This is a genomic window from Enterococcus sp. DIV1368b, from assembly GCF_050529595.1.
Lineage (GTDB): Bacteria > Bacillota > Bacilli > Lactobacillales > Enterococcaceae > Enterococcus_B > Enterococcus_B mundtii.
Genome location: NZ_CP172883.1, coordinates 1,809,151 through 1,821,730, shown reverse-complemented (window position 1 = coordinate 1,821,730; position 12,580 = coordinate 1,809,151). Strand labels below are relative to the sequence as shown.

General features: G+C 33.4%; 10 protein-coding genes. 9 read left to right on the top strand and 1 reads right to left on the bottom strand.

All coding sequences use genetic code 11. From position 1 onward, the window contains the following. Positions 1 to 577 precede the first annotated feature (577 nt). The 9 genes from IGJ19_RS08330 to IGJ19_RS08290 all read left to right on the top strand — a co-directional run bounded on the left by IGJ19_RS08330 (position 578) and on the right by IGJ19_RS08290 (position 11,764). Positions 578 to 835 (top strand): hypothetical protein, encoded by a 258-nt coding sequence (locus tag IGJ19_RS08330; RefSeq protein WP_071866235.1) that lies wholly within the window; start codon positions 578 to 580, stop codon positions 833 to 835. A gap of 596 nt (positions 836 to 1,431) precedes the next feature. Next, positions 1,432 to 2,322, top strand: a complete 891-nt coding sequence (locus IGJ19_RS08325; protein WP_195514372.1) for a 6-phosphofructokinase — start codon at positions 1,432 to 1,434, stop codon at positions 2,320 to 2,322. Positions 2,323 to 2,851: 529 nt separating this feature from the next. Next, positions 2,852 to 4,141, top strand: a complete 1,290-nt coding sequence (rsxC, locus tag IGJ19_RS08320) for an electron transport complex subunit RsxC (protein WP_142433627.1) — start codon at positions 2,852 to 2,854, stop codon at positions 4,139 to 4,141. Beyond that, positions 4,138 to 5,151: an RnfABCDGE type electron transport complex subunit D gene (locus IGJ19_RS08315; RefSeq protein ID WP_260697591.1), complete on the top strand. Its 1,014-nt coding sequence runs from the start codon at positions 4,138 to 4,140 to the stop codon at positions 5,149 to 5,151. Before rsxC ends, IGJ19_RS08315 begins: the two co-directional genes overlap by 4 nt. A gap of 281 nt (positions 5,152 to 5,432) precedes the next feature. Beyond that, positions 5,433 to 7,169: a glycoside hydrolase family 55 protein gene (locus tag IGJ19_RS08310; RefSeq protein WP_260697590.1), complete on the top strand. Its 1,737-nt coding sequence runs from the start codon at positions 5,433 to 5,435 to the stop codon at positions 7,167 to 7,169. A gap of 1,621 nt (positions 7,170 to 8,790) precedes the next feature. After that, positions 8,791 to 9,294, top strand: a complete 504-nt coding sequence (locus IGJ19_RS08305; protein WP_430603655.1) for an AAA family ATPase — start codon at positions 8,791 to 8,793, stop codon at positions 9,292 to 9,294. Between the two features lie 1,277 nt (positions 9,295 to 10,571). After that, on the top strand, positions 10,572 to 10,826 hold the full coding sequence (locus IGJ19_RS08300) for a hypothetical protein (protein WP_430603653.1): 255 nt from the start codon (positions 10,572 to 10,574) through the stop codon (positions 10,824 to 10,826). A gap of 169 nt (positions 10,827 to 10,995) precedes the next feature. Continuing rightward, entirely contained in the window at positions 10,996 to 11,544 is a 549-nt protein-coding gene (locus tag IGJ19_RS08295) for a zeta toxin family protein (protein WP_430604564.1), read from the top strand. 58 nt (positions 11,545 to 11,602) lie between these two features. Next, positions 11,603 to 11,764: a hypothetical protein gene (locus tag IGJ19_RS08290; protein WP_185953879.1), complete on the top strand. Its 162-nt coding sequence runs from the start codon at positions 11,603 to 11,605 to the stop codon at positions 11,762 to 11,764. 422 nt (positions 11,765 to 12,186) lie between these two features. Here IGJ19_RS08290 and IGJ19_RS08285 read toward each other — a convergent pair whose 3' ends face one another. Then, positions 12,187 to 12,336 carry a hypothetical protein gene (locus tag IGJ19_RS08285; RefSeq protein ID WP_185953878.1) on the bottom strand — a complete coding sequence of 50 codons (150 nt, stop codon included), beginning with the start codon at positions 12,334 to 12,336 and terminating at the stop codon, positions 12,187 to 12,189. Positions 12,337 to 12,580 lie beyond the last annotated feature (244 nt).

The window sequence follows — 12,580 nt, the reverse complement described above, 5'->3', positions numbered from 1 at the left end:
AGGATCTGAGAAGAGTTTCTAAGCATATTAGATGACCGTATACTAAAGTGAAGTCATGTAATTGTTCTAGTAGCTTAACAAATGGACCAAAGCTTACACCGTTCTTTTTTATGGTAGAAACGAAGTTAGTACACTAAAAAACTCCCCTTTTTTGTATAGACTAACTTTAGTTTCCTAAAAATCCCCTTATTGTGAGGCAAATGATTTCGTTAATGATTTGCCTCACAATAATCAATTGTAAGTTAACGATGAATAAGATCAGATAAGACGGATAGCCCTTATTTATATAGGAAATATTATGTGTGTACATAACGTTTTGAGATGATAACTACTACTTATTCGCATTTGATTACTTTACGATGTAAAGTAAAAGCAAGAATCAATCACCCGCCAAGAATAAAGGGGTTCTTATCTTTGGAATAAGGAATGAGAACAAGTAATAGGGTTAATGCTTTTGAAAAGTTAGTCCATGTGAAGTAATATTCAGAACACCATCAATTTCGAAGAATGACTGTTAAAAGAAGACGATCAATAGTGGAACTATTGGTTATGGAGTTAAAGGAAGGGAAGAAAAGAAATGAAGTTAAACAAAACAATCGCTTATGAAAAATTAGGAAACACAATCTATTTGTCATCAGATGAGGGCATCTTTCTATTGGAGAATGAAGTAGCGACATATATCTTCGATCTTCTGACAAAGGAACAGACCCTCAAAGAAATCAAAATAAATGTAAAAGAAAAGTTTAGTCAAGCGAATGAACTGACAAAAGAAGGAACAGATTTATTTATTGAAAATTTTTTAACTGATCTGTCAAAACGATCGATCGTTTGTTAAATGAAAAGCACATTATCTCACTCTATGTTGGATCATTCAACATGAAACAGCTCTAATTGTTTGCTACCAATAAAATATACCTGTTACAGCTGGAGGTATAATAAGTTTAAAGCTGTTTTATTTTGAGTTATCGAACGATATAAATAGACTACAAGTCAAACTTGTGGTCTATTTTTTGATTGAAAATAGATTTAAAGCCAGATTCAATGATCATCAAGAGAAGATATGTCTTTGTCTTCCTCGCTTTCTAGCTGTTGCCGTGAGACAAAAATATCAGAATTTGTTCTGTCGCAATTGATACTATTTTAGTATTCCTATACTTTTCTCTACCAATAAAAAAACCTCTATGCTATATTGGAATAAATATGGTATATTTTACTTAAATAGAAAATAGCGGAAGGAAACTATGTCTATCATATGAAAATCGCAAAATTAAGTGACTTTTCCAAAAAATTTTACGATTGAATGATACCGATTACATCGAGCTGCTATTTATTTGATCGGCATGAGAAATTACTACTGTCTGAGGAAGATAGCTGTTGGAACTGACTTAGTATGGAAATTCAATGAAAGAATACAGTGAGGGGAAAACGAATATGACGAAAAAAGTTGGCATTTTATCAATAGAAGGCTATGTAAAAGGGGGAGAGCGGTTGGTGGAACAGCTTGTGCTTTCCATACCTGAACAAGAAATCGAATTATTCGCAATCAATTTTTCTGAAGAACAATATATCCAAACAAAGCTGGATCAAAATGTAAATAATTGGCATTTATTTGATTGCTCCTATTTATGTTCAGAAACTAACCATGTTAACTATCCATTTATTCAATTGATAAAAGAGGAAAATTACGACTCCTTCGTATTATTAGGTGGGACTTCGAGTGTTGTATTTGCAAATGAGCTACGTAGCCATGGGCTTTCAGTAATCACTGTACCAGTATCTAACTATCTTGATTACCCAAGTGGTGACTATACAGTAGGTTCAGATACATTTATCAACGGCGTAACAAAAGTGATTGATCGGATCGTCGATACTGGACATTCTCATCAAAAAGTAACGTTCATCCAAATTGACGATACCATCACAGGTAAAGTCACAAGAGAACTATCTTTGACAAATGAAATCGATGTTTGTATTGCTAATCAACTTGATTTAACGAATAATAAAAAATATCTTTTGAAACATATGAATAGCCATCCTATGCATTTTTTATTGAACCGTTCAGTGAGTTCAATCGAATCTTTTGTTGAAACGTTTTGTCCGACTTTATCCGACTATAGAAGTATTGTTTTAGATAATTTAGCAATTGGACAGTCGATGATCACCGCATTTGATCGAATTGCGGTAATCAAATTAGCGAATGTCATAACTGATTTACTTAACGACAGGCAATGTTTAGACGCTGAATTATATTTTTCACATGGGAAGGTGTTGTTTGAACAGAGTCCCTATCATCAAAATGTGGAAAAGCAAGCGGTGGAGTAACGATTTGTAAGCATATTGTTACAGGATAGATAGTTACGTTCCACAAAATAATTTTTGGCAATCAGGACTTGGTAAAAGGTAGTCCTTCAAATTATTTCTCGCAAGCAAATCAATAAAAAATTCTAACTCAAAGCAACCCATGAGTTAGAATTTTTTTGTTATTGTCATTTAGTAAAAAAGATAAGATGAAAATTTTTATAAATTAATCTTTTATATTACTTTACATCGTGTTATTATATTTTTGTCGAATAGTTATTTTATTTACTTGAATATAAACGGAAATAGCAAACGGTTTTACTGTAAAATCATTTTATTTAATGGATTATGGGCGGATATGTGCTATTTTGATCAAGTTTTACAAATAATAAAACAACTGTTTTATATAAAAAAATCATTGTTATCGTAGGGGGAGAAATGAAAAAAATTAGTTATCGAAAAAAATATGAATGGATCGGATTAGGTTTGCAATTAGTATTAGTAGCAATCGGTTTGATTTATTACTTTTTTATCTATCGTTAGGGGAATGAAAATGAAATTAATAGTAAAAAAAAGGTTGAATGGCGTCTATCTTGATAAAAACAAACATACAGCACAACAAGCCATCGAGAAACTAACGCCACCAAAGAAAATTATTTTACCAATGTCTATGCATCTTGGAAAACCTGCTAAAGTTGTTGTTGAAGTAGGAGATAAAGTGGCAATTGGGACACTCATCGGAGAAAAAGATGGACGAATATCTGCCAATGTACATAGTTCAGTGGCAGGAGTCGTAAAAAAAATCGAGGAGCGCATGGTCAATCATCAGTTGACTAAAGTGGTCATTATAGAAAATGACTTTTCTGATCGTATAGAATTATTACATACAAAAAATAAAGATTTACATAGCATCGTTGCGAATGCAGGAATCATAGGGATGGGAGGTGCTGGTTTTCCAACTGACATAAAGCTACTACCTCAAGAAGAACAAAAGATCCATACCTTGATCATTAACGCAGCAGAATGTGAACCATCCATTACTAGTGATAGAAGATTATTGATTGAAGATACCGAACAAATGATCAAGAGTATACAAATGATTCTGGATACTTATCAAATCCCAAAAGCAAGGATTGCGATCGAAAAATCATCTGTACAAGTGATTGAACATTTACATAAACATCTGATTGATCCAAGAATCCAGTTACATATTCTAGGGGACCTATATCCTCAAGGTGCGGAAAAATTAGTGATCAAGCATGTATTATCTCAAGAAATACCTAAAGGCAAGCTCCCTTTTGATGTCGGAGTGATCACCTTGAATGTAGCGACGATACATAGTATTTTTAGTGCTACGTTGAAGCAGGTCGCATCCTTCGAACGGGTAGTAACAGTTTCAGGTACACCGATCAAAGAAGGAAAAAATCTACGAGTACGAATTGGCACACCAGTAGAGGAATTGATTGATGCGTGTGGTGGATTTGTGTCGTCACCTCTTAAGGTATTGAATGGTGGTCCGATGATGGGGAAACTGATCCAATCATTAGATGAACCAGTCACAAAAACGACTAATTTGATTTTGGCATTGTCTGCAGCAGAGGCAATGATCCCAAAGGAACAAAAATGTATCAAATGTAGCGAGTGTGTGAATGCGTGCCCAATCGGTCTACATCCGATCTTGATCAGTCAAGCGTACCGTCATCAGGATCTTCAGACAGCCGAACAGTTAGGCGCGTTGAATTGTTTAGAATGTGGTGCTTGTTCATTTATCTGTCCTTCAAAAATCGATTTATTAAAAGATATCAGAGCAGTAAAAAATCAGATCATGGAGGCAAAAGGATGAGTACGAAATATCTAGGAAACGGAACGATCAATGGTCCGCATATCCGTAATGATTGGACAAGCCAATGGAAAATGAAACAAGTGTTGATTGCCCTTATATTTCCAACGATTGGTGCTACTTACTTTTTTGGTTGGCGTTCGTTAGTGATGATCATTACCAGTATCCTCACCTGTGTATTACTTGAAGGGGTTATCCAAAAAGCAAGTAAACAACCGATCACGGTCAATGATTTGACTGCTGTGATCACAGGTTGGCTGTTAGCTTTGACATTACCTACTAGTGCACCATTATGGACAGTGCTTGTCGGGGACTTTATTGCTATCGTCCTTGTAAAGCATCTAGGAGGCGGGTTAGGAAGGAACTGGATCAATCCCGCAGTAGCAGCACGAGTCCTTCTAAAGCTCTTTTTATCTCCTTGGATCACTAATTGGATCGCACCAGGACCAGATGTAATCACAACTGTGACGCCACTTGTGGCACTTGGTCATTTTTCTCGAGAAATCAGCGCGACCACACCTGAATGGTGGAAACTTTTCTTAGGGATTGATCTAGGCGGTCCAATGGGGGAAACAAGTAAACTGCTTTTATTGATTGCTGGGGGCTATTTGATCGTGCGAAAAATCATCCATCCATTCGTTCCTTTATTAACCCTAACCTCTTTCTATCTAGCGATTTTGATTTATAGTGGGTTTAATTTCAGCTTTGCTACAGCTCATTTGCTTAGTGGAGCATTGATCATGGCAGCTGTTTTCATGGTAACAGACTATACGACTTCACCTGCAACCGATAAAGGGAAGTATTATTTCGCTATCGGCTGTGGTTTACTATGTGCCGTTTTAAGAATTGTCTTAGATTTACCAGGGGGGATCGGCGTAGCGATTGTTGTCATGAATCTAACAGTACCATTTATCGATCAGTGGACGATGCATCGAGTGTATGGTGAAAAAGAGTTTAAGATAACCCCGATGATTGATAAAGAAAATAGAAAAGGATTATCAAGTTTCAAGTGATAATTTATAACGAATAGGACTGTTACCCGACTAGAGAAATTTAGTCGGGTCTTTTTAGGTAAAACTGTTGCTCAACTATTTTTTTTGCGAAAGAACTCAATAATTTCACCTGTGAATGAAATTATTGAGTGCCAAACTATTTATTTATCTGCTAATCTACAAATGGATATCGTTCGTTATTTTATAGTGTCTTAAAACAAAAGGTACCTAACACCAAAAATAAAAGAATACTTCCTGTTTAGAACGATAGCCAATCACAGCTAAAAAGAATGGAGAGACAAATGAACAAACGACAGCTAAAAATGATGTTATGTTTTCTGGTTCTATTTTTAATAAGCATACCAGCAAATATAAACGCAGAAGCAACGAATGAGTTAGAGGACCAAAAAACTTTTCCGGCGCAGCACACCGAATGGTTAGATGCAACAGATGCGACGATTTTTGGGGAGCACGCGTTGCGACGTGAGAGTTTAGAAGATCAGTCAGATCAATTACAAACGATTATTGATCACACCAATTCTTTAACAAAACAGTTATATATTCCAGCTGATACGTATATCATCAATAAAAATGTGGTGTTAAGAAGCGGTCTCAAGATCAAAGGAGAAGAAGAGAATCCAACGATATTGAAAAATGAAACAGGACAAAACGTTTATTTGTCAGATGAAAATTACCAGACAAGCCACAATATTGAGATTCATTCATTGTTTTTCGATGGAGTAGGAATTTTTACACGTTTAGCAAATAACATTACCATCAATGATAATGTGTTTTATCATCCTGTCTCTTTGTATCCGATCAACCTACAGACATCCAATGGGGCAACTATGCAAAATAATATATTTATGAGAGATCATGAACATGCCACGCCAGATACAGAAAATCGGGCAATCTATATTGGTGGTTTTTCGACGGTTGGAAGATATGAGTATATGGAAAACGTAAAGATTACAGATAATCTATTTGGATTACGGATCAATGAGTTAGAGGCAATCAAGAGCTTTAGCAATCCTGAGATTATCAAAACCATCAATCGTCTACAATCTGCGTTGGAGTCTGAGCAAATATCTCTTGAACATAACGAACAAAACTATCTTTCTTGTGGTGTCAATTCATATAGTAATTCGAAGAATGTTTTGATAAAAGATAATTTCTTCCAGCAGATGTACGAGAACGAGGATCGATATGGTGTGGTAGGTGATCATGCCATCTATCTAAGAGGATCACAGAATGTACAGGTTGTAGGCAATCACGTTCGTGGATTGCACAATGGACCTTATGGTGGATTTAAATTCAAATCAGGACGTAACATCACAATCATGAATAATTATCTACGTAATACCGGTATTATTATGTATGAAACACCAGAATTTGGATTAGGAGATAGTTTTGATCAAGGTCAAGTAGCGGAGTTATCGAATTGGCTAGTAGCAAATAACGTGTTTGATTTTAAAGAGTGGCAGGATAAATATGCGATTGGGGTAGAGTATAATCGGCATACTGGAAAGGACAACGTATATAATGGAGTATTTATTGATAATCAATTTATCAATTATCACAATATTCCAGCCAACCGCCGAAGAGAGCTACTGATCATGAATCAAGCTTCTGAAGGTTTTAAAGGAGAGTCAACGTATGTTTCTGGCAATACACGTGATGATACATCTGATCGACAATTAAATGTTGAGTATTGGACCTCAGCTGAGTATGATAAAATGCCAAAGGATTGGAGAAGTTTGATCGATTCTACATTGTATGATCAATATAAAGAAACGCAAATACCAATACAAGATGCATTTCCTGTTGGCCGGAGGGTTGAGATTGTTTTAGGAGAACCTTATGATCCATTTGATTTTGTTGAGCAGACCCATATAGAAGAAACTGATCGTCCTGAAATCACTATTTTGAATCCTGAAGTTCTATCAAAAGTTGGTCAACATAAGCTAGAGCTAATGCTTTCATATCCAAATGGACGAACAGTGCGTGTGGTTGCAAATGTGACAGTCCTGTTTCAATAATATAAAAAGTTCAAGCGGACCCTCAAACCAGTTGAAACTTCTTGGCATATCATTTTCTAGCCAAAGTCGAAAGAGTTAGAAATATTTCCGCCCGATAAAGATTTACAAGTAGTCATTTTATCAGAAATACCAAGTTTTTATCGATTAATTTTCGATTGAAAAGGCGGTGTTAATGAGCTTTGCTAAATAGGTGATTTCGACAAAAGAACAGATGCATGAAATTACTTATATCTCTTCTATTTTTTCGCGCCAAAAAACAAGGTTGGTTGAACATTCCTTCTTTTTATAGACATAGTATAAAGACGGAGGATGTTCAACTGAGTTTTATTTTGCTTAAGTAGTTTATCAATCAGTTAAATAAAAATACAATTATGAAGGGAAAAGGAAAAGATACAAAAAATGTAAATTAAAAGTATTGTTGATTTAGTAGAGATTGTCATAGCAAAAGAATTTTATGCTGGGATGAAATATGTAGCAGATGAAGCGAATAAATGACAGAGAGGATTAGTTGGTTAGGATAAAAATGGATTGGATACGGAAGTCGTACAGGCAATATGTGTATGGCTTTTTTGTTTTGCTGATTTTATCATACTTGATTGAGATAAATTTAACGTTTATGCGTTCAAAATAAGTTTTTATGATTAGTTTAAATAATAACGATGTTATTAGGTTATATTAAACGTGTGGTTTAAAGGTAATTCATGATTTTTTGCATATTATGAAAAAAAGTTCTAAAGATTAATAATTTTTTTGTAATTAAAATTTTATTGGTACAAGTATGAACCAGGGTCAAGAGAATTATTACAGAAGGTATAGCTAGAATGGTCAGAAAAACAATAGTTATCTTTTTTTAACATTACATACATAGAAGGTCTTAGGTGTAAAATAGTGATATATTTAATGGTTCGGATAAGCTTATATTTTTTTAGTATGATGTGTTTTAGTATGGGTATTAGCTTTTTATGGAGAATAAAAAAATTAGTACGACAAAACCTTGGGAAAAGTTTATCAAGGTCAGACGCTCTTAAAAGCAAAATCTATTTAATGAAATGTAAGTTTTGTGTCTATATAGGATTTTTTGTGATTTCAATAAACATGATGCTGTTACGCTTTCATTAGTACAATCATTAATTTATGCAAATCGAAACTAATGAAGGTAGCATTAAAGAGCATATACATAGACAGTTCCTCATTTTAGCGAATGGTTATAATAAATAAGGCATAAAAAATATTAAGACAGAGAAAGTTTTATTGACGATTGCGCAAAATACACAAATAAAGGTTTTGACAGCTGTCAAAAGAGAGGAGAGAATCAGTGGGACTATCAATGATACGCTAATTAATAATTAATCAAAATGGATTCGATCCAAAGTAAACTGAATATATAAGTTATCCAGAAGTTTACAGTATCAATCAGTATAGTTTTGGCAAAGTTAAACATGGCTAAGAATCTGTGAGGTGATTATTATTAAGCTAGGAGGGTGTAGAGATATGAGAAGTAAAACCATAAAAAATCGAAGAGAAGTAATTTTACTGACAGGTGCTGATAATTTACATAGAGAGCAAACGAGTGCAACAGAAAATTTATAAACCCTGAATAAAAGGAGGTAGAATAAAGTAAATGAACAGCAAATTAATTATTCTGCGTGGAAATTCCGCAAGTGGAAAATCGACGATTGCATCGAAGATACGCCAATCATTTCCTCGAGGAGAAGTAATGTTGATATCGCAAGATGAAGTTAGATTACACATACTCAACGTAAAAGACCGCATAGAAAATCCCACAGCTGACTTGATCCAATCCATCGCATTATTTGGTCAAGGGAAATTTAAAGTTATTGTTATAGAAGGAATACTAGGCACTCATATTTATAAAGAGATGTTTGTTGATCTAGTTTCGAATTTTCAACAGAACGCGCATATTTATTACTTTGATATTTCTTTTGGTGAAACAGTCAATCGACATAAAACAAGAGAGAAAAGTGCCCAATGGGGTGAAAAAGTCATGAAGAAATGGTGGTTGGAAAAAGATTATTTGAGATTAGAGAATGAAAAAACAATAACTGATGACATGTCAGAAGAACAGATTCTCAAAATGATCCTAAAAGACCTCGAACAATTGTAGTAGGTAGTTATGTAGAATAACTGGTATTAATCCTTGCTTTATAATTCTGGAAGGCAAATAACTTGAGCGAGACGGAATAAAAAGAAAAATATTTGAATTTAGTTGATAGGATAGAATCCAGAGTTTTTACGTATATATCTATAAGAAAGCCATTAAATCAAAAATATAATTTTTATAGAAAACTGATGGAAGTAGTTGAAAACAAAATACAGGTTTGAACTTGTAGACTAAAGAAAAGAGTGGACAAATGAAAAAAATATATTCTATAAGTCAACTTCTATTAGGTGTTAATACGTTTATGTTGATTGTGATGCCCTTTATTTTAAGTGTATTGAGTCATTTGTTTCCTAATTTTATTGATGGCAATATTGTATTATTATGTATAGGGTTATCGTTATGGGGGATGTATATTACTGCTCCGTTTGGTATAACAATGTTATTGGTATATACTCTACATCTTAGATACCAAGAAAAAAAGGACGATCGGTCTAAAACTTCTTAATAAGTTGAGGAGTTAAATAAGTATAGATGACAAAACTAGAAAAATAAAGGAGTGTTTTTTTATATTATTTAACTTATCGGTAAAAAGACATTTTGATACCCTTAAAAAAATTGATTAACAATGCTTGCAAAGGTATATATGATGATTAGAAACTTAGAGGAATTAGAGGAGAAATTACCTAACTAAAAAAAGAACAAGTATAGCAGGTAGTAAGCAGCGGAAATAATAGGAACAATAAGTGAAACATAGCTCGGGTCATAGAAAATATAATTATTGTTCAAGATGTCATAACGTCAGTACGTGGTAAAGCTTTAGCATACAATATACACTAGAACTAATAGGAACATTAGCTGCTGGAAAAACTGTAGAAAATTTAGATATACTGTTAGAAAAATATAATTTTTTTGCATAAACTTTTGACTATAGATATTGAAAAGAATTTAGGTGAATCAGAGTGATATATTTAGTGGCCCGTATAAGCTTATGTTTCTTAAGTATTATATTTTTTAGTATAGGTATTGGTTTTTTATTGAGAATAAAAAAATTAGTACGACAAAACCTTGGGAAAAGTTTATCAAGGTCAGATTATACGAAGACAGAAGCTTATTTAACAAAGTGCAAGTTTCATATATACATAGGATTTTTTATTCTGGCACTTAACTTAATATTATTACGTTTTAACTAATAATAAATTTTCTTATTACTCTGGTTAAAATTTGTACGAAGCTAAATTTTACTACATAATAATAACAAAAAATTGGAAATGTGGTGTACTATGTTTAAGAAAATTAGGAACATAAGTTTAGTGTTGTTTTTAATAAGTATGTTTATATTAGTATTTATACCGTTTGTATTTTTAGTTATTTTCAAAATTTTTCCTCATTTAGATGCAAGTGAAAATGGTATAGGCGCTATGCCATTACTAGCTATATTCTTAGGTGCATTATTGTTGAGTGTAACTGGTCCTTTTATGTTTATTATGCTGATGATCGACATTACTCGTAATCTAAAAGATAAAAATAGTCTATAAAATTAGTTATTAAAATAGATGGTTTGTATTAGATAAAGAGGTGCAATCTATACATATTAAGAAATAACTGCGAAATTGATTCATGAGTATCTATACAAGTGAATAAAAACATCAAATATTAGGAACTGAAAGTCTGTGATTCAAGTTAACAAAATCTTTAAATGAAGTAATTCAAGGTAAAAGTAAAACTACTGATCAAAAGGAAGCTATATTTATGGCTGGCACACCTGGTGCTGGAAAAACCGAGGTAGCGATTAGCCTATTAGAATTATCAGAAGATATTTGTAGAATTGATGCAGACATTTTTCGAGCAAAGTTTCCAGGCTATACCGGCAGTAATTCTTCTGATTTTCAAAGTGGATCATCTTGGTTAGTTGATTATTCTTTAGACATGATTTTGAAAAATGGCTATTCTTTTCTTTTAGATGGAACATTTGCAATTGGCCGAGCAAAACAGAATATTGAAAGATGTCTTTCTCGAGATTATGATGTGACAATTTATTTTATCTTCCAAGATCCTCTCATTGTTTGGGACTATACAAAAATTCGAGAAAAAGTAGAGGGACGATTTGTTCCTAAAGACCGCTTTATTAATGCGTATTTTAGGTCTCGGGATAATGTGCGTGAAGTAATAAAACAGTATGAGGAATCTATTTCTGTACATGTGATTTTAAAAGACTATAATAATGGAATTGCTACAATAGTTCCAGATATTTGAGATATAGATCTTATTTTGCCAGAATTATTTACAGCAGAAGAATTGGAGGAAAAGTTATATGACTGATAAAGAAAAAGCAGAAGCAATTATGAAAAAATATAACCGTAGCTATGGTAATCTCAATAAAAAAGCAACTAGAAAAGAATTTATGACAGTTCTTCAGTATGTAGCAAATGAATCCAATCGGAAACAACGTAAATTAATTGGGTTAGATAAATAATTTTTGTAAACTATACTCTTTATGAAGAGAGATCCAATAGTGAGACCTAGTACCGACTGGAGAAATCTTGTCGGTATTTTTATGTTGCCATTCGTTCGCGATATTGAACAGGACTGCAGCCGAGTTTCGTTTTGATGCGCAGATGATTCTAATACTCGATCCACTAACCAATGGATTGTGCTAAGATATAATTTTTTGATGATTGGCTTTCCATGAAAATTTTCCTTTCGGTTTCGGTGAAAGACTTTAAATGCCTTATTTGAGGGATGATTGATGCCAATGAAAAATCTGGAGCGTTGGAGGACAAGCCGTATTTCAGGGTAATGTCAAGATAAGATTTATCACTATTCAACTAATAGTATGTGACATCTTGTTTGAATTGAGAAGAGTAACTTTGTTTCGTTTTTTTCTTGTGAAAAGCATTAAATTCGAGCGTCTAAACTGTCTTTATCCGTTTTAACTGGATAGGAGTCTGGAATACTATACCGATCCGTCAATGTTTTATAAACACCTTCACTTCCTTGGTAAGCTTCAACTATCTGTTTTTTAAATGCGTAATCGTATCTAGTCACTAAAATACCCCCTAAGTTAGATTTTTGGGTCTAACTTTGGGGTCGCACTTCATTGTTATGATAGTTTTATATTTAGTAACAACAGAAAAGATAAATCATATCCTTTGTTAAATTAGCTATGTCATCATGGTTGACCTGATGCGTGTCGAACGTTTCTATATGAAAAATTACAATGGAAATTTGTAACTAAGTTTCGACAACAACTAAAGAAAAATAAAAGGAGAGGCAAACAAATCTATAGGAT